We start from the raw sequence: 19,031 nt of genomic DNA, 5'->3' as shown, positions 1-19,031 counted from the left end.
GATGACCATAAAAGAGAAGATAATAAAGTACATTCAAGAGGACAAAAAATGTGACAAGAAGGTCCTTATCGATATTGCCAAACGAGCTCGTACCTATGCTGATTTAAGGAGCCTTTTGATTGAGAGCGGGCTTATCAGCGAAGAAGAGCTCTTATTGATGTTTTCCAAAGAACTTAAGATCCCTTTTCTTGATTTAAAAAAATATAAACTACCTTACAAGAATCAAGAGCTATTACCTAAAGATATAGCAATTAAGCATAAGGTTCTTCCTTTATGCAAGATCGGCAATGTTCTGACTTTGGCCACAGCCAATCCTTTAGATGTTATTACTCATGACGACATAAAGATTATTACCAATGCCGAAAAGGTTGATTTGGTTCTTTCTCGTGAGAAGGATATAAGTAGAGCCATAAATTTTTTATACAAGTCGGCTGAACATATTTCCGAAACCCTTAGTAGCGATGTATCTCTTGATTCGGTTGGCGAAGGATTGTTGCATCAAGAGTCTAAACAAGATCTAGAGAGTTCAATTTCAGAAAGCAAGCATCCTCCGGTCGTGAGAGCAATTGATGTTATTATTTATAATGCCTTAAAGAAGCGGGCATCAGATATCCATATTGAGCCTTGTGAAGATAAATTATTAATTCGTTATCGAGTAGATGGATCCTTGGCCGATGAGTTTAGTTTTCCTAAAACCAGCCAGCAAGCCGTAATTGCTCGCTTGAAGATCATTTCATCTCTAGACATTACTGAGTCGCGGCTTCCTCAAGACGGTAGATTTCGGGTTAAATTTGAGTCTCGGGAAATAGATTTTAGAGTTTCTAGTTTACCTACCCACTTTGGCGAGAAGTTTGTTCTCCGGGTGCTCGATAGAGAGAGCTTATCGATAGGGTTAAAAAAACTAGGGTTTTCGCCCGGGCCGCTGGCTTTGTTTGAAGAGGCAATCAAAGCTCCCTTTGGAATAATGTTAGTTACTGGGCCAACTGGAAGCGGTAAATCAACAACTCTTTATTCAATCATTAATCAGATTAACTCGACTGATAAAAATATTATAACTATTGAAGAGCCGGTTGAGTATCATTTAGAAGGTATAACTCAAATTCAAGTTAATGCTGAAATCGGCTTAACTTTTTCTGCTGGTTTACGGTCGGTTTTGCGTCAATCACCGGATGTAATTATGGTTGGTGAAATCAGAGATGCTGAGACTGCCGACACAGCGATTAAAGCTTCTTTAACCGGCGAGACCATACTTTCTACTCTTCATACCAATAGCGCAGTGGGAGCAATAGCTCGTCTGCGCGATATGGGTACAGAGCCATTCCTGTTAGCTTCATCGTTAGTTGCCCTTACTGCTCAGCGTTTAGTGCGTAAGCTTTGTCCTAAATGTAAGGAAGGATATATCCCGGATAAGGATTTATTGAAGCGTTTGGGGTTTGGATTAAGTAGTAAAATAATGGGGAACAACGAGCCAAAAAAGATTTATCGAGCCAAGGGCTGTCCTCACTGCGCTCACAGCGGTTATAGAGGTAGAGTAGCAATACTGGAAATTATTCTTTTAGATGATAAAATAAGAGAGATGATTATTGAATTAGCAACTGAGGAAACGATTATCCAGTACGCTCGAGAATTTAAGGGTTACCAATCTTTGGCCGAAGATGGTTTTTTAAAATGTAGCGAAGGGGTAACTTCGGCAGAGGAAGTTATTCGGGTAATCTCGGAGTGAGATGAAGTTATTTTCATATATCGTTAAGGACAAGGAAGGAAAAACAACCAAGGGGGTTATTGAGGCTGAGTCTAAACAAAAGCTTATTGAGCATTTTCATGGCCAAGAGAGTATTATTTTTTCAATTGAAGAGACTAAGGAAAAGGCTAGGAAAAAAAGAAAAGGCAAGATAAAAACCGATGATTTAGTAATTTTTTCGCGTCAATTCACTACTTTAATTGAAAGCGGAATTCCGGTAGTTGAGTGTTTGGGCATTCTAGGCGAACAAACCGAGCAGGCTTATTTTAAGGAAGTTATCTGGGCTATTTTGCGCGAGGTTAAAGAAGGAACATCTCTTTCAGCCAGCCTTTCTGGGCATAAGGATGTTTTTCCTGATATTTATTTAAGCATGGTTGAAGCAGCGGAAGCTTCTGGGAATTTGCCGGAGATTTTAGATCGGGTTTCATTTTACTTAGAAAAAAGCAGTGCTTTAAGGAAGAAAGTGATTTCGGCTCTTTATTATCCGGTAATCATTGTTCTTATGGCGATAGCCATAACTTCGTTTTTAATCTTTAAGGTAATCCCTACCTTTAAAGAGATTTTTTCTGCTCTTGGCGGGGTTTTACCTTTGCCTACTAGAATTTTGATAAGTTTTTCGGATTTGGCCCGAAAGCCAACATCAATCCTTGGCTTACTGATTATTTTAGGCGGCGGCGGCATGCTTTTTACTCGTTATATCAAAACACCAAAAGGCAAGCGCAACTTCCATAAATTTATTTTACGGCTTCCGGTATTTGGAAATTTAGCTAGAAAGTTAGCGATTGCTAAATTTTCCCGGACATTTTCTACTTTGGTTCGTAGCGGAGTTCCGATATTAAAGTGTTTGGAGATTGTAGCCAAGACCTCAGGAAATGTTGTTATTGAAGAGGCAGTTATGGAGTCCCGGACAGCGATTCAAGAAGGACAGCCGATTTCTTTTCCTTTAGAAAAAACCGGAGTTTTCCCTCCAATGGTTACCAGGATGATTTCGGTAGGTGAAAAAAGCGGAAGGCTGGAGGAGATGTTGTCTAAGATAGCTCAATTTTATGAAGAGCAGACTGATGCTATGGTTGCTGGGTTATCAAGTTTAATCGAGCCTATAGTTATTGGCTTTTTGGGAATAGTCGTTGGTGGCATTGTAGTTTCTTTATTTTTGCCAATAATCAAAATTACCCAATATATTGGCGGAGTTCATTGATAAGCTAAGTCTTGGCGTTGACAAGCTGAGGTCGATATGCTATATTTGAAGTGGTCGGGTAAAATAGGCAAGAAGCCTTAAGTTAAGCCCTTGAAACAGTGTTCTTTATATTATTTTATTAATGAGGTTCTTTTTTGAAAAGGAGGTGAAAAAGTTTAAAAAAGAGGATCTCGCCATTTGAAAATTTGGAGGTGTTAAGATGAAGAAAGGTTTTACTCTTGTTGAAATTATGATCGTTGTAGCTATCATTGCTCTTTTAGCGGCGATAGCTATACCCAATCTTTTGAGGGCTCGTTTGTCAGCCCAAGAAGCTGCTGCAGCTGCAGCCGCTCATACAGTTGCTGCCGCTGAGATTCAATATCGAGCAACTAATCCTGGTTATGCTGCCTTGGCAACTTTAGGCAGTGAGAATCCACCCTATATTGATACAACTTTGGCTGGTGGAACTAAACAGGGATATACTTTTTCAGTTGTTACCGACAACACTAATGGGACTTTTGCAGCTAGAGCAGTTAATACTGCTGCACAAGGTCATTCTTTCTATATAGATGAAGATGGAATTCTATGTAGATCTACTGCTGTTGGCACTGCTGCCGCAGCTCATGAAGGTACGAATGCTTGTCCATCTGGTTATGCTGAAATGCAGTAAGCAAAAAAGTGATTAAATAATAAGGCGGTGGGATTCCCACCGCCTTATTATTTTTACGACCCGCCTTTAAAGTCAATCCGGTTATTGCGATTTAAACTTAGTATGGTAAAATATCGATAAAGATATGGATAAGCTAAAAAAAGTAACCATTTTTTTAATCCTCGCAACTGTATTGGGGCTAAATGTCTACCTACGTTTATTTCCGGCCAACTTTCCCCAACTTAAGAAAAGAGCCCATCTTAATATAGAGGATCGGATGCTTTCTCAGGCTCGAGAATTTACCCAAAAGCAGTATCCTGGCTATAACTCTTTGATAAAGGAAAAAATTGCTAAGCAGGTAGTCAAAGAGGGCAGAAAGAATTCTAAAGGCTTTAAACTGCGAGTTAATAAGGAATACGAGCGGCTAAAGTCACAATATCAAGATGATAGTGGTCAGACTTACTTACTTGAAGTTGATCCTTATTGTCGAAAACGTTTTACTAGGCTTACCTTAGAAAATGGTTATCCGGGAAATAAGATAGTAGACGGCAAGATCTATGATAAGTTTATGCTTGCCCCCCAGGGAGGGTTAGTTCCACCTGAGAGGTTTCTTTATTATTTTTCAGCCTATTTATATAGGGCAGTTTCATTTATTTTCCCCAACCTGTCTTTGGAGAAATTTGTTTTTTATTTGCCGGTTTTCCTTACCTTTGTGTTTTGTATTGTTCTTTACCTATTCTGTCGTTATTTCTTTTCGAACATTTCCGGAATATTTGCGATTATCTTTATTGGTCTTTCTCCGGTGTTTATTCATCGTAGTTCTGCTGGTTGGTTTGACCAGGATGTATTTAATGTTTTATTTCCTTTGTTGATAGTTTGGTTTCTTGGTATAGGGCTAAAAAGCAAAACTTTTATACAAATCGTTAAGTACTCTTTATTAGCTTCATTGCTTTTAGGATTATATGCTTTTAGCTGGGTTGGTTGGTGGTTTATTTTCGCGGTAATCGTTATATTTTTTCTTGCGACCTTGGCTAATAATTTTTGTTTACATTTTAAAGATAGAGATACCCTGAAGAAAAAAAATGCACCCTATCTAGTTTCTCTGGCTGTTTTCTTATCGGGGAGTGTAATTTTTTGTTTACTTATTGCAAAGGTTGAACCTTTTTCTTTTCTTTATGGTTCTTTAGCTAGCAATTTAAGATTGGGCAACTCTCTTTCTTTCTCGATTTGGCCCTCAGTTTTATATACGGTGTCAGAGCTAAAGCAAGGAAGCTTTACAAGTATTCCGGTATATACTGGCGGTTGGGCTATATTTATGTTGTCTTTGTTTGGTTTGCTTTGGACATATTTGCGAGAGAAAAGAGGCAAGCGGGCAGATATAGTATTGATTCTTAGCTGTTGGACCTTTGTTATGTTTTTTGCCAGCCTAAAAGGGTTGCGTTTTACTCAATTCCTTTTTGTGCCTTTAGGTATTTTTTTAAGTGTTAGCTTGGGCGATGTCTGGCGGTTACTTCCGAATTGGGTAAGAGGCGTTAGTAGCCATAAGGTTAGAAGTGGCCTTATTTTGAGTGCGGTTTGTTTAATTTGCCTTGTAGTTTCAATTCCGGTGCGAAGAAGCTTTTCTCAAGCCAGTATACAGTTTCCAATACTTAATGATGGTTGGTATGATCTTATGATCCAAATAAAGGAAAAAACACCTGAGAATAGCGTAATTAATAGTTGGTGGGATTATGGCAACTGGTTTAAAGAGATAGCTAATCGACGTACCTTAGTCGACCCACAAATTCAAGATGCACCGATTACTTATTGGATGGCGAGGGTTTTCTTGGCTGGTAACGAAGAGGAAGCTGTACGAATTTTACGTATGATCAATAATTCTTCAGACGCACTTTTTGATCAAATTAATTCTTTCCTTGGTGACGACTTTTCCTCAATTGTTTTTCTTAATAAGATATTGAGATCTGAAGAAAAAAATATCGAGGCTATTTTTAAAGAGTACAAAATACCTAAAGGATTAGCTAAGAAAATAAAAGATGTAATTTTTGTTAAAATTCCGGCACCAGCCTATTTGTTTATTGATGAGACCATGATCTATAAAATTTCAGCCATTTCTTTTTTAGGTAATTGGAATTTTGCCAAAGTTTATATAATCAAGCATCAAGATCTGCCGAAGTTGGAAGTGATTAATAATCTTTTTCGGGTGTTTGGTTTAAAGCAGTCAGAAGCAGAACTTCTTTACGAAGAGGTAATGTTTTCTAGAATTGGCCGAGAGGTAAACGAGGTAGTTTCTGAGAAGTGGACATTTCCGCTTTATTTGGCGGCAGGTAGGGAGGATTCAGGAACTGTTTATTTTGACAATGGCATAGTTTTAGCTCTGAATAGTTCTCGGGCTACGATGTTTCAACAGCCGGAAAAAAAATTCAAAGAGCTTAGTTTTACTTTTATTTTTGATGGCGACAACTTGACCTATAATGAATCTAAAATGAGCCAGCCAATGCGATTTAATTCTGGTGGTTTCTTTTTTAAGGATAACGGTCAGTGGAAATGTATCGGAGTTTCGAATAAAGCTTTAGGCGAGAGCTTGCTTGCTAAGCTTTATTTTACAAAAGCAAAGACTCTTGATTACTTTGAACCGTTTATAGCGTTAGATAAAGCTAACCTTTATGCTTTTAAGATAAAATGGAAAAATTAAAAAAGGCCATAACTCTCATGGAGCTTATGATAGTTGTAACCATAATATCTGTCTTGGCAGCTTTGGCTATACCTAATTTATTGCGTTCGCGGATGTCTGCCCGAGCAGCTATTTCGGCGAATCTTCTTCGCATTGTTTGTTCTGCTGAAGTGCAGTGGCGGGCAACTAACCCGGAATATGCAACTTTACAGGAGTTAGCTTCTGCCCAGCCTCCCTATATTGACGTTTCTTTAGCTAGCGGCATAAAGCAGGAATATATTATTAAAGCGGTTCCTAATACTTACATTGATTTCTACGCTACGGCCACACCGCAGAATTTAGCTCAAGCTAAAACTTATTATATTGACGAGGACGGTCTTCTTTGTAGATCTAATTCTGTAAACACTCCTGCCCCAAATATTCATATCGGAACAAGTTGTCCTGTTGGCTTTTCCGAAGTAGAGTAAAATTCTTCCTATTGCGTTGACAAGCCGTAATGACTATAATAGTATATATATGATGATCAAGGCTAATGTTTTTCTAAAAGCAATTCAATCGCAGTCTGTTTTGAAGCGATTCAAAAAATCCTTACCGATTAGCCAATTTAAAGAACAGGTTAGAAAAATTCTCCGGCCGAATGATTTTCTTAAAACTGAAGCTAGGCCCACGGTAGGTTTAAACATTGGAAATTACTACCTTAAAGGGCTAATTTTTAAAGGAGATAGCCTTTCTGATTATTTTATTGAACCGAATGAAGATTTAGTTAAAACTCTTGGAAAAGTCTGGGCTCAAAAGAAGATTTCTGCCAAATCAGTCAAGATTTCTATTAAGAATCCGAGTTGTCTAGTGCGTTATTTTTCCTTTCCTAAAATGGAGAAGAAAAGATTAGAGCAGGCACTTTTCTATGAGCTGAATAAGCATATTCCTTTTTCTCCGGAAGAGGTGTATTTTGATTATTATATTTTAAAAGATGCCAGCCCAACAGAGCTATCAATTTTGCTAGCCGTCGCCAAGAAGGATTATATCGATAATATTTTGGAAGCTTTTAAAACACTCGGAGTAGAAGTATCTGAGATAAATTTAGATAGCATTTGCATCTTCAATCTTTTTCTCGATAACTGTAGCGATAACAAGGAGATTAATTCTTGCATTTTAGACATTGGCAGTAGTTTCTCGGTTATGACGATCGTAAATAAAGGGGTTCCTTTTCTAACTCGGGATGTCAAATTCAGCACAAAAGATATAGTGGCGATCGTAGCTCGGACCAAAGGTTTGAAGCCAGGTGAGGTTGAAAAGCAACTTGTGAGTTCTCCTGATGCTGGCGAATTTCTGGAATTTATTCAAAGCGGCATCTCGGGGCTTTGCAAGGAAATGAAAAGCTCTTTTGATTATTTCGAAGTTAACAAAGGTGAACATATAGATAAAGTCTATTTGACCGGCGGGTTAGCTTCGATTAAAGATATTGAGAGTGTTTTTGCTGAAGCCTTAGATGTAGAGGTGAGCCTTTTGCCAAATATCCCTAGCTTTTTAAAAAAACTAGACGGTCAAATCCTAGATGAGCGGTTTAATCACTTTAAGAGTAGTTTTTCGGCCGCCTTCGGTTTGATTTTATAATGTATTTATTAGCATGAAAAAAGTAGTTATAAATTTAAGTCCTCAAAAACAAAAGGCGATGAAATTAGATTTAGGAAATTTAATCGCCTATCTTCCTTTGTTGATTGTGGTTGCCATTGTTGGCTTGGCCATGGTTTTATTGCTTCAGGTAATAGCTTTGAAAAAGGCCCATACTTACTCTTCTGAGGCTAAAAATTGGCAGCAATGGGAGTCAAAAGCTAAAACCCTGCAGGATATCAAGCAGCAAACCAATAATTTAAAAACAAAACGCGACAGGTTAGATAAAGTTTTAACCCCGCGCTATAAAATGTCCCTTATTTTAGGGGATATTTTTTTCTCACTACCTAAAAACATATGGTTTCAAAATTTAGATTTTCAGGAAGGAACTCTAGAAATTCAAGGCTATGTGGTGAAATGGAATAAAGATTTTTTAGTATCTTTAAATGATTTTATTAGATCTTTGCGTGAGCGAGAGTACTTTTCTTCACAATTCTCGGTAGTTGAAATAAAGGAATCCCAAAAGGAAAATTTCAATAATGCTGAGGTTCTAAAATTCATTGTCGAATGCAAAAAATAAATTTTGATAAAAAAATAATTGCGTTTTCACTTTTAATCGCGGTCATTGTAATTGAAATACTGATTTTGCTTCCTTGGAGCATAAAGAGAGTGATTGGCCTTAATAAGAAAATCGCTTTAATCGGTCAGCAAATTAAGAGCACCGAGAATGATTGGCCTAGGCTTAATGAGTATTCAAAGGTTAATCAAGAGCTTAAAAATCAAATAGAGAATAGTCGAAGCAAGCTCATTCTTTCTCAGGAAGCTTCAGAATCACTATCTTTTATTTCAACCGCTAGCAAGGAGTTTGGGGTAGAGATAAAGTCTTTTCTCCCTGGCGAATTGATTAACTATCTTGCGGAATCGGAAGAGAATTTATTCTATTTGCCAATCAGTATAGAGGCCAAAGCTAAATTTCATAACTTAGCTTTATTTTTGGAATATCTTCAAACTAGCCAATATTTTTTTGATATTAAAGAGTTAAAAGTTTCTTCAGATTACCCTTATAATTCTATAGAAATAGTAGTATGCGCGATAGCCGAAAAGTAATAGTTGTATTTTTTATTTCGTTATTGTTGGTTTTGCCGACTTTGGGATTCTCTCAAACGGCGACCACCGATGCGAGTTTAGAAAAATATTCTTTTGGGCTAAATAGCCGGGATCCGTTTGTCCCTTTAGTTAGCCGAAATGGGCTAATTCTTATACCTCGCGAAACAGACGTTACAAACATGGAATTAGGAGGTATAATATACTCTGAAGAAGAATCAGTGGCAATTATTAATAATGAAGTAGTTAAAATCGGAGACATGATTGGTGAGTATAAAGTCTTAACTATTGAAAGAAGGAAAGTTATTCTAGAGAAAAATAACCAAGGGTTTACTTTAGAACTGGAGGAATAGTGAAAAAATATAAAAAATCAATTATATTATTGTTTATTGTTTGTTGTTTGATCCCGGCTAGCTTTGTGTGTGCTCAAAATGAGTCAATATCGGTAATTAAGTTTAAAGATGTCGACATCAAAATTGTTCTTCAGTCAATAGCTCAAAAAGCTTACAAAGAAGGTCAAAAAATCAACATAGTGGTGAGTCCCGAGGTTCAAGGTTTAGTTAGTATAAATTTAGAGCAAGTAGATTGGTTTACTGCCCTTGAGGCAGTCATCCGCCCCTATAATTATAGTTATGAGTGGGTCGGAGAAAATATAGTTTTGGTAGACACTACTGAAAAGATAAGCGGAAGAGAAGCTTCAGCTAAAGAGCGTCAGGAGGTGGAGCCTGCTCGGACTAAAGTTTATCGCTTAAAATTCATCGATGCTAATGATGCTAGGAAAATGATTGAGCCGTTACTTTCTCCGATGGGAAGAATTTCAGTTTTAGAAACTACTGGCCAGGCTGGTTGGGAGTTTGGTACCGATGTTACTAAAAGACAAAGAGTCAAAGAAGGAAAAACCTCTCGGACTAAGATAATGGTTGTTTCCGATATTGCTAAGAAATTAGATGAGATAGATACCCTTTTTGAAAAAATTGATGTTATGCCGAAACAGATTTTGATAAAAACCAGGATTATGGAGGTTAGTAAAGACGTGCTTGAAGATTTTGGTCTTGACTGGGGAACTGGTACAACCGGAGCGACTGCAAGCTCAGCTCAATATGTAGATGCTGATAAAAATAGTGCCGGTGATCTTATTGGCCAGGCAGCAATTCGGGCGATATCTCCGATACCTTCAATATCATCAACACCTTCCGGGGCAAGCGGTATCACTTCTAATGCTTATCAATTTTTGTACCGTAAGCTTACTGGTACTGAGTTTGAGATGATAATTCATGCTCTTGAGGAAGATGTTCGGACTAATACGCTTTCGGCGCCGGTAATCCTTACTCTGAATAACCAGGAAGCATCTATTCTTGTTGGACAGAAATACCCAATTGTTAAAACCGAAACCAGTAGTGAAACTTCTCAGATTACTGGCGGTTCTCTAGATTTCTATCAGGATATTGGAATTCAACTTAATGTTGTGCCTCAGATTTGCGGCGAGAACGAAGATTTTATCAGTATGATTGTCCATCCGGCGGTTACCGCTCGTTTAAGTGACATCGGAGTCGTTGATCAAAATCAAACCACCCTTGTTTCTTATCCTTGGCTTACATCTCGAGAAGCAGAAACTCAAGTAATAACTAAAGACGGCGAGACGATTGTCATTGGTGGTTTGCTTAAAGATGTAAAAAGCAGGTATGATATTGGTATACCTTATTTAAGCAAGATACCTTTAATTGGTTGGTTATTTAAGCGTCAAACCGAAGACATTGATAAGATTGATTTGTTAATTTTTATCACCGCTGAAATCGTACAGCCTGGTGAAATATTCGGTCAAGATCTTATAAGGGCAAGTCAGATACCGGTTCAGTTTAATCTAAATGAAAAGAAGGAAAAATAGTTTTCTTTCTGATTTCATCAATAGAGCCTAAAGATGTACCTAGAACTTTACGGTTTAAAAAAGATACCTTTCAATATTACTTCTGATCCACAATTTTTCTTTGAGAGCTTATCTCACAAGGAAGCATTGGCGGCGTTATCTTATGGAGTTCAAGAGAAAAAAGGCATTATTCTTATCACTGGCGAAGTAGGGACAGGTAAAACTACTCTTTGTAAGGCTTTTCTTAATCGAATTTCGGCTAACACTAGGACTTCTTTGATCCTTAATCCTTATTTTAGCGAGGTTCAGTTATTGCGAGCAATAGTAGAGGATTTTGGTTTGAAGCTTAAAAAGAAAACCCGTCTCGATATTGTCAATGCCCTAAATTCTTTTTTGGTCGATATTAATTTGAGGGGTGAAAAGGCAGTAGTCATTATTGATGAAGCTCAGGATTTAAGCAATCGTCAGTTAGAACAAATCCGCCTACTTTCTAACTTAGAAACTTCAACTGATAAGTTGTTGCAAATTGTTCTTGTTGGCCAGCCGGAGTTGACTGAAAAGCTTAATCGGTTTGATTTACGACAAATACATCAACGTATTTTCGTAAAACATAACCTTAGTCCTTTAAACCAGGCTGAAGTGGAGCGGTATGTTAATTTTCGGTTAAGACAAGCTGAGGCTGAACATATCGTAATTGCCCCAGAGTCTTTTAAGTTAATTTATGAATTTTCTAAAGGGATTCCTCGTTTAGTTAATATGCTTTGTGATCGAGTTTTACTTTTAGGATTTGTTAAAGAAAAAAGTATTTTTGGTCCAGAGATGTTCTCTTCATGTATTAAGGAGTTGCAGTGAGTATAATTTATGATGCTTTAAAAAAGTTGGAAGGTAATGATAAATCGGGTAGCTCTCAAGAAGAGCCAGGTAAAAATTTAACCCAGCCTAAAAAGTCAAGGTGGTCATTGAACAAAAAAATTATTTCGATTTTAATAGTAATTTTAGCGGTAACTATTTTAGTTTTTTCTTTCACTGTTGGCCGACAATACTTGCTAGAAAAAGCCAGCTCTTTATTTTCGCTAATAAAGAAAGGAGACTTGTCTGATCAACAAAAATCTTTAGGTTTTAAGTTGCCACTTCCCTCAAAGAGTGTCCCTGGGTCAGGAAAAGCAGGGGTCTATCGTCTTGATGGGATTATCTATGATTTAGATTTTCCGGTTGCAATCATTAATGGTAATACTCTTAAGGAAGAAGATTTGGTTGGTGAGTATAGAGTGGTTGAGATTACTGAAAGTACTGTTGAATTGGTTAATATTAATGACCAAACGAAACTTATTCTTTCGATAGGTTTTTAAAATATATCGGTAGAATTTCCTACCCCAAGTAAACTGTAATCCTAGTATTTTTACTCAAAGAATTTCTTTTTATTAGGTAGCTATTATTCTTAGGTGTTATTTTTTTGCCGGCTACTAATAATTTTTTTATTTTAAGAATTTTGTTTTTGCTGATTCTTTGGTAGCAAATAGTTAGTTTTTTATTACCTAAGGAAAAGCTGACCTTTATCCTATCTTTAAAAAAATTTCCTGCGTTTAAAAGCGGTTTAAAACGTATGTCACCGATTGTGAGTTTAATTCCGAGGACTTTTTCAAAAAGGGTGTAGATATACCAGCTTGCCGATCCGGTGAGATAGAGATAAAGTCCTTTTCCTTGGCTGTTAAAATATTCGGGAATCCCGGGGTAGATTCTAGCTTCCTTGGTGGTTGCCATCTTATAGATGGATTCTAGGGCTATTGAGCCCTCTTGGCTTAATTCCTGGCCATAGAGAGCGTAACTAAGCATTATCACCATATGGTTAAAAAAAGCACCATTTTCCTTGTCGCCGTAAGAAAAGCCAAAGGCCCTTCCTAAGTCAAGATAAATTGAACCAAAGTCACTATTTAGCCGAAAGCCACCCAATTTTGGGTCTTTTAAATATTTATTTATTGAGCTCCAAGTTTTTTTAAGCTGATAAGAATCTAGGCCCTTATTCATTAAGGCAAAAACTTGAGAAGGTAGGGCTATCCTAATTTTTTTATTAATTTTGCCTTCAACCCTTTTTCCTTTATTATCGTAATAGCCGTTAAAGAAACCATTTTTTAGCCATTCCTTTTTTTTAAGCCAACTTAGCAGGTGGTCAGATTTATTTTCTAAATCTTTGATCACTGCGTCGATTTCCAAGCTAATTTTTTTTCCGTCTATATTTTTTGTTTTTTCAAAAAAATCTTTCAATCGTTGCTGTTTATTTTTAAAATCATTGTAGTTGATGGGATTTTTTATTAGATCAAGCAGAAAAGAAATTTCTTTGAGCAAGATTATTTTTTTCTGCTTTTGTTTCAGCTGCTTTAAGAGGCAAGCCAAATCTTTTAAATTCCGAGCGTACATGAAACTAAAAGCTACGCTTTCACCTAAATCTGGGGCCATATCTAAGCCATCGTTCCAGTCAGCATTCTCTAGACGGATGATATTATGTTTTCCAACATTAAAAAAAGAAACCAGATGTTGAATTAAGATGTGTTCAAGTACAGTGCCTTTATAAATACGGTTTGATTTATCGCGAAGCAAAAAATCTTTTTGCTTGAAGTTTTGGTCGACTTCCTTGGCTCTTTTTAGGACGTGATCTTTAAAATAGGTAATATCTTTATTGAGAATATTAAGGTCAGCTGTTTGGTTAATGTATAGGCGCAGGGATAAGTAGGGCCAGATGCCATGGTCCATCCAGACTCTGGGAATGCTGTTTCGGTCAGAAAGAAACTCACCCTTTTTAGTAATTATCGTAGCATTGGAACCATCCAGCCGGACACCTTTAAAATTATTGATAATTATTTTTTTAGCTTTGTCCGGTTCTGATAGTAGTAAGGCCAGAGCGTCTTGTGAAAGGTCGCGCCAGCCACGGCCCCCCTTACCGTAGTCAAAGTGGGGCAGAAACGAGTTGCCGAATAGCTTGCGCAAGGTTGGCTGCAACTTAACCCAGAGCAACCAGTTATTTAGATCTTTGTTGGCGAAGTCAAAGTCTATTGTTTTAAGATTTTTTAACCAATATTGCTTAGTGTCCGATAGGCTTTTTTCAATTTTAGCCGGTGTGTTTAGCTTTGAGAATATGTTGTTTATTGCTAGCTTAGCCTTGCCCTTAGAGGCTCTGACCATACCGGTGATTAAAAAGTAATTTACTTCAGACGATTTTTTTAATATTTTTTTATCAAAAAGCAAGGCCGCGATCGTCTCTTTTCCGTCAAACTCCTTTTGGTTTTTAGTGATCGGCTTAACAGTTTTCTCAATAGCATCAGGTTTAATTAAATCGCCTTGGCCGCAGAAGTAGTTTAAGCTGGGGAATTGACCTAATGGGGCTCTAGCGTTATCTTGAAAACCCAGAGAGAAATAAGTTGCATCATTGGCCTTGTGACCGGTTTCATCAAAAACCATAGTTGGCTTTAGCAATATTCCGTGCTTAGTCAGATCAACTCGATTTAGGAGGCTACTTACGTGGCGATGGTCGCGAAGACAATTAGCGTCACGGCCATAGAGAGGCATAAAGGAAGTAGGAGTTATTTCTAAGGCAGTGTTGCCTGTATTGATTAATTTTATCCAGGTAATTTCAACCCCGAGATTGTAGGGGATAAAATTTAAAACTTCTGCTTTTAGCTGTGAACTTTCTTTTATAACTTTGTGGTAGAGAAATCCTGCTTCGAGGGTATCTTTCCAGGGGCTAGATAATCGTAAAATTTTATTTTTTGTTTTGATGTTTGGAGAACTAATTTTTATAAAGAAATCTCGTCGACAAAGGAGGTTAGTCTTTATATCAACCAAAGAAAGAGGCGGAGTTATAAAATGGTCGTTGTCAGCTTTTATATCTCCAGCAAGATTCGGGCTTATTGAGCTAAGTAGTGAGCCATCACGATTGGTAAGCGGGAAATATAGGTTGTGGCCTTGAGGATTTTTTACTTTAAATGTGCCTTGATTGTCGATGAATTCGTAAAGCATCGTTACATTTTACCCTAAATTGTTTGTTTTTGAAATATAAATTCTGGTATAGATTTTTTAGCAATAATTGGTATAATCCTAACTATGAGAAAGATAATTATTATTTTAACTATGGCCTTTTTAGGCCTCATTGGATATTCTTATGCGCAAGATAAGCCAACAATTTTAGTATTTACTTCTTCTAGTTGTCATGTTTGCCATAAAGTTAAGGCTGAACTTTTGCCTGAGCTAAAAGAAAAATATAAAGGTAAAGCTGATTGGTTGGAGTCAGGGGTTAGCGAGCCAGCCAGTCTAGAGATGCTTAAATCGTTGAGTGAGCAGTTTGGCCGCGAAAAAGCTCTAGTTCCTAGCATTGTGGTTGGGGATAAGATGTTTGTTGGTTTTGGTGAAATCCAGGCTGGGCTTGATCAGGCTATTCAGGATGTAATTGATACTAAAGTAGGAGTACCGGCCTTTTCTAAACAAAACTTAATGGATATTTTTAAAAAGTTTTCGCTTCTTGCAATACTGGGTAGCGGTTTGGCCGATGGGGTTAATCCTTGTGCCTTTGCGGTGATTGTATTCTTTATATCATTCCTTTCGATTTATGGCTACAAAAAGAGAGAGATAATTTATGTAGGAATTTCATATTGCCTTGCTGTTTTTATCACTTATCTTTTAATTGGTCTGGGAGTTTTTGAGTTTTTTTACTCTTTGGGTAATATTACTTTTTTTATAAAGTGGTTTTATTATGTTGTCGGCTTTTTTTGCTTTTTTATGGGTATCTTTGCAATTTATGATTATATCCATTTTAAAATAACCAAGAAGTCAGAGGGTGCTTTGTTGCAGTTGCCAAAATTCTTAAAGAAAAAAATAAATCTTACTATTGGCTCAAAGCTTCGCGATAAGAAAAAGGATAGCCTTTGGGGGTTAGCAATTACTTCTTTTTCGGTTGGGTTTATGGTCTCTTTGCTCGAAGCAGCTTGTACTGGACAGTTGTATCTTCCGACTATTGTTTTTGTTTTAAAGAGCGATCAGCTACGCTTGAGAGCTTGGTTTTATCTGGTGCTTTATAATTTGATGTTTATTTTTCCTTTAGTGATCGTGTTTATTCTTTCATTAGTGGGGGTAGGATCCCAAAAGTTTAATAACTTTTTAAAGAAAAACGTCGGCTTAATAAAGTTAATTATGGCTTTTGTTTTTTTTGTTCTCGGTAGTCTTATTTTGATTTTTAATTAATTCACCCCGCCTTAAATAGCGATTTATGAGTTCGATAGCCAAATTACCTGATTTATTATTTTCCGATTCTAAGGGTAAGGTTTACCACCACTCAACCTTAAAGATGGTGGTTGAAAGCTTAGGAAAGTATTCTTTACCTAAGGGCCAGGAGATAATTGCAATGCCTAAGGGCTCAACTCTTTTTTATCTGCCTGGGCGAAAACCCCTGGGATTTAATCCTCAAAGCAAGAAAGTTGAGCTTTTAGATAAATTTAAGGGCCAGGATGTTTTTGCTGTTGCAGTTTTTCCGATTCCAGCTTATTTAAGGTTACATCTACCAGTAGTAAAGGTTATTAGTAAAAAATGTCTACCGCTTTGGGCCTATACTGCTTGTGGTTTTCATCGAGGTCGTTTTGTTGTTAGCGCTATAAGAGTAGATAAAAGAGTCCGCCAAAGCCCGTGGTTTTACGATGGTAAGCGAGTTAAAGAAGGGGTGAGAAGCTTTTTTAAAAGATATCCTAAAAATAGGCTTTATCAGCACTTAGCTAATTGCGCTCTTAATTATAATTGCTTAGCCGCGAAAAATTTGTTTCTTCAGCGGTGGGAGGCACCTTTGCCGACAGCCAGAAGTTGTAATGCAAAATGCTTGGGTTGCTTGAGCCATCAAGAGGAAGGTCTTTGTGCTTCGCATAACCGGATTAGTTTTATGCCTGATCGAGATGAGCTGGTTGAGGTTATGAGTAACCATTTGAGGGTGGCCCAAGAAGCTATAGTTAGCTTTGGTCAGGGTTGCGAAGGCGAACCATTGCTAGGCGCAGATAGCCTTGCTAGGGCTGTGGTTGAGGTTAGGAAGTTGACTTCCCGAGGCACGATCAATATGAATACTAATGCTAGCTTGCCCAATAAGATTAAAAATTTATGCTTAGCTGGGATTGATTCTTTTCGGGTGAGCTTGAATAGTCCAGATAAGAGGTTTTATGATCTATATTTTAAACCCCAAGGATATAGTTTTTCAGATGTTTTAAAGTCAATAGCGATAGCCAAAAGGTATAATAAGTTTGTTTCGATAAATCTGTTTGTTTTTCCCGGTTTTTCAGATTCAACCAAACAAATAAAAAGTTTGATTAAACTTATAAAAAATAGTGGGATTGATATGATTCAATGGCGTAATTTGAATATGGATCCGGAGATCTATCGAAAAATAATTCCAACCAAAAATGTAAAAGCTCAAGGTATTTTATATCTGCTTAAATCTATCAAAAGAGAGTTTCCTAAGCTCAAAATGGGCTATTTTAACTTGCCAAAAGAACAGTTTAAGTCATTCTAAGATATTAAATGTTTTTTAATATATAGTTTAATACCACATCAGCTTGTTTAGCTGCCGCAATATTTACCCGTGGAGAAAGCGGTGGCAAGTCTTGGCTGGCTTCGGACTTAAGGTCACCAACAATAGCCAGATTTTTTCTTAGGCGGTGAATTTTTATTTCATCACTTTTTCCATATCCGGCTAAGCCTGAGGCCGAAACAATAAACTTATCGGTAGGGAGGAAAGTTTCAACGATTAAGCTTTTGTATTCGGCTTTATCGAAAGCTTCAATGATAATAGAACAACCTTTAAAAATATTTTTTAGGTTGTTTTTTTCTAATTTTTCACAATAAGTCGTGATTTTGATGTCGGGGTTAATTTTAAGCAGATTTTCTTTAAGGGCATCAACTTTGCGCTTGCCTATTTGATTTAAGAAGTAAAATTGGCGGTTTAAATTTGAAAGCTCAACCTTATCAAAATCAACAATTATTAGTTTTTTAAAACCGCAGCGGATAAGATTATGGCTGCAGTTTGAGCCAAGGCCACCAAGCCCAGCAATGCCGATGGTTACTGATTGAATTTTTTTAAATTGATCTTTACCAAAGTACTTAATGATTTCTTTTTCAAAGTTATTCATTTTGCAGTGCTCCGACCCAGTCCTTTAGCACTGGTTGGTATCCTTCTTTAAGCAACATTATTTTGATTTGAGAAACATCTCGTTTGTCAGAAATTTCAAACTGGAGTGAATTTTTAATGTAAGTTTTTTCCAAAGTATGACCGCCGACAGCAGTGGTTGAACCAGCGCTCATTTTAGTTATGCCTAATTTAATTAGGTTATTGCGAAGCTGAGAATTTTCCCGGGTTGATAGGGTAATTCCTAAGCGTGGCATAAATATCCTGGCGGCAGTAATTATTTGGACGATGTTTTTATCACTTACCTCATAAGGAGTTTGAAAGTTATTAAATTGAGGTCTTAGCCGCGGTAAGGAAATGCTCATTTCTATTTCTGGGTATTTATTTTGCAGGTATTCAGCATGCTTTAGCATGAAAAAAGCTTCTTTTCGCCAAGGAGCTAGCCCTAGCAGGCTTCCGATGTTAATGGTACGTATACCGGCTCGGGCAGCCCTTTCTGGAGCATCGAGTCTAAATTGATAATCTTGTTTTGGACCAGCCGGATGGAGTTTTTTGTATTCTGATTGAGAATATACCTCTTGATAAATTGTTAGACCGTCGACACCCGCGGCGATAAGTTCTTTATATTCTGTTTGACTTAAGGGGTAAATTTCAATTGATATTGAACTAAATAATTTATTTAGTATTTTTACAGATTCTTTTATGTAGGAGAGTGGGCTTAGCTTTTTCGATTCGCCAGTAAGAATTAGTATGTGTTGCAGGCCGGTCTTAGCGATGAATTTAGCTTCTTTTTTTAGCTCATCAATTTTTAGTTTCCTTCTTGGAATTTTATTGTTTGCATTGAATCCGCAGTAAAGGCATTCATTCTCGCAATAGTTTGATAGGTAGAGTGGGGTATAGAGGCTAATTGTTTTTCCGAAATTCTGCAAGGTCAAAGTTTTGGCTTTTTGAGCCATTGCTTCTAAAGATTTTTCAGCCTCAAGAGAAAGAAGCTTGGTTAGCTCTTGGTTGGGTAGTTCTTCAAAGGAGCAGTTTTTGTATTTGTGATAAATATTATAAAAACTCAT

17 protein-coding genes are annotated in these 19,031 nt (G+C 37.1%); 14 read left to right on the top strand and 3 right to left on the bottom strand.

Going from position 1 to position 19,031, the window contains the following annotated elements; genetic code table 11:
* Position 1 precedes the first annotated feature (1 nt).
* The 12 genes from K9L86_04515 to K9L86_04460 all read left to right on the top strand — a co-directional run bounded on the left by K9L86_04515 (position 2) and on the right by K9L86_04460 (position 12,166).
* Positions 2 to 1,723, top strand: a complete 1,722-nt coding sequence (locus K9L86_04515; protein MCF7908117.1) for a GspE/PulE family protein — start codon at positions 2 to 4, stop codon at positions 1,721 to 1,723.
* Position 1,724: 1 nt separating this feature from the next.
* Positions 1,725 to 2,939, top strand: coding sequence for a type II secretion system F family protein (locus tag K9L86_04510; GenBank protein ID MCF7908116.1), 1,215 nt, complete (start codon positions 1,725 to 1,727; stop codon positions 2,937 to 2,939).
* 199 nt (positions 2,940 to 3,138) lie between these two features.
* The gene (locus tag K9L86_04505) at positions 3,139 to 3,588 is read left to right on the top strand and encodes a prepilin-type N-terminal cleavage/methylation domain-containing protein (protein ID MCF7908115.1); all 450 of its coding nucleotides are present in this window, start codon (positions 3,139 to 3,141) and stop codon (positions 3,586 to 3,588) included.
* A gap of 124 nt (positions 3,589 to 3,712) precedes the next feature.
* A complete protein-coding gene (locus tag K9L86_04500) occupies positions 3,713 to 6,259 on the top strand; it encodes a hypothetical protein (GenBank protein MCF7908114.1) in 2,547 nt (848 codons plus the stop codon).
* Positions 6,247 to 6,705, top strand: a complete 459-nt coding sequence (locus K9L86_04495; GenBank protein ID MCF7908113.1) for a prepilin-type N-terminal cleavage/methylation domain-containing protein — start codon at positions 6,247 to 6,249, stop codon at positions 6,703 to 6,705. The genes K9L86_04500 and K9L86_04495 overlap by 13 nt, the downstream gene beginning before the upstream one ends.
* A gap of 49 nt (positions 6,706 to 6,754) precedes the next feature.
* A complete protein-coding gene (pilM, locus tag K9L86_04490; GenBank protein ID MCF7908112.1) occupies positions 6,755 to 7,852 on the top strand; it encodes a pilus assembly protein PilM in 1,098 nt (365 codons plus the stop codon).
* Between the two features lie 13 nt (positions 7,853 to 7,865).
* Entirely contained in the window at positions 7,866 to 8,429 is a 564-nt protein-coding gene (locus tag K9L86_04485; GenBank protein MCF7908111.1) for a PilN domain-containing protein, read from the top strand.
* Positions 8,417 to 8,956, top strand: a complete 540-nt coding sequence (gene pilO / locus K9L86_04480) for a type 4a pilus biogenesis protein PilO (GenBank protein ID MCF7908110.1) — start codon at positions 8,417 to 8,419, stop codon at positions 8,954 to 8,956. The genes K9L86_04485 and pilO overlap by 13 nt, the downstream gene beginning before the upstream one ends.
* On the top strand, positions 8,935 to 9,306 hold the full coding sequence (locus K9L86_04475; protein MCF7908109.1) for a general secretion pathway protein GspB: 372 nt from the start codon (positions 8,935 to 8,937) through the stop codon (positions 9,304 to 9,306). Before pilO ends, K9L86_04475 begins: the two co-directional genes overlap by 22 nt.
* Positions 9,306 to 10,838 carry a hypothetical protein gene (locus K9L86_04470; protein MCF7908108.1) on the top strand — a complete coding sequence of 511 codons (1,533 nt, stop codon included), beginning with the start codon at positions 9,306 to 9,308 and terminating at the stop codon, positions 10,836 to 10,838. The genes K9L86_04475 and K9L86_04470 overlap by 1 nt, the downstream gene beginning before the upstream one ends.
* 33 nt (positions 10,839 to 10,871) lie before the next feature.
* A complete protein-coding gene (locus K9L86_04465) occupies positions 10,872 to 11,669 on the top strand; it encodes an AAA family ATPase (GenBank protein ID MCF7908107.1) in 798 nt (265 codons plus the stop codon).
* Complete coding sequence (locus K9L86_04460; protein ID MCF7908106.1) at positions 11,666 to 12,166, top strand: hypothetical protein; 501 nt, start codon at positions 11,666 to 11,668, stop codon at positions 12,164 to 12,166. Before K9L86_04465 ends, K9L86_04460 begins: the two co-directional genes overlap by 4 nt.
* A gap of 19 nt (positions 12,167 to 12,185) precedes the next feature.
* On the opposite strand, the gene K9L86_04455 is transcribed toward K9L86_04460, so the two are convergent.
* A complete protein-coding gene (locus tag K9L86_04455) occupies positions 12,186 to 14,828 on the bottom strand; it encodes a cellobiose phosphorylase (protein MCF7908105.1) in 2,643 nt (880 codons plus the stop codon).
* A gap of 84 nt (positions 14,829 to 14,912) precedes the next feature.
* Here K9L86_04455 and K9L86_04450 point away from each other — a divergent pair, with 84 nt between their 5' ends.
* Both K9L86_04450 and K9L86_04445 read left to right on the top strand, forming a co-directional pair.
* Positions 14,913 to 16,046: a hypothetical protein gene (locus K9L86_04450; GenBank protein ID MCF7908104.1), complete on the top strand. Its 1,134-nt coding sequence runs from the start codon at positions 14,913 to 14,915 to the stop codon at positions 16,044 to 16,046.
* 25 nt (positions 16,047 to 16,071) lie between these two features.
* A complete protein-coding gene (locus K9L86_04445) occupies positions 16,072 to 17,352 on the top strand; it encodes a radical SAM protein (GenBank protein ID MCF7908103.1) in 1,281 nt (426 codons plus the stop codon).
* Positions 17,353 to 17,356: 4 nt separating this feature from the next.
* Here the strand turns inward: K9L86_04445 and thiF are convergent, their stop codons facing one another.
* Together thiF and thiH are read right to left on the bottom strand one after the other, a co-directional pair.
* On the bottom strand, positions 17,357 to 17,968 hold the full coding sequence (gene thiF, locus K9L86_04440; GenBank protein MCF7908102.1) for a sulfur carrier protein ThiS adenylyltransferase ThiF: 612 nt from the start codon (positions 17,966 to 17,968) through the stop codon (positions 17,357 to 17,359).
* Entirely contained in the window at positions 17,961 to 19,031 is a 1,071-nt protein-coding gene (gene thiH, locus K9L86_04435; protein ID MCF7908101.1) for a 2-iminoacetate synthase ThiH, read from the bottom strand. Before thiH ends, thiF begins: the two co-directional genes overlap by 8 nt.

Source organism: Candidatus Omnitrophota bacterium, from assembly GCA_021735655.1.
GTDB lineage: Bacteria > Omnitrophota > Gorgyraeia > Duberdicusellales > 4484-171 > JAHKAJ01.
This window is presented reverse-complemented; position numbering and strand designations above follow the sequence as displayed.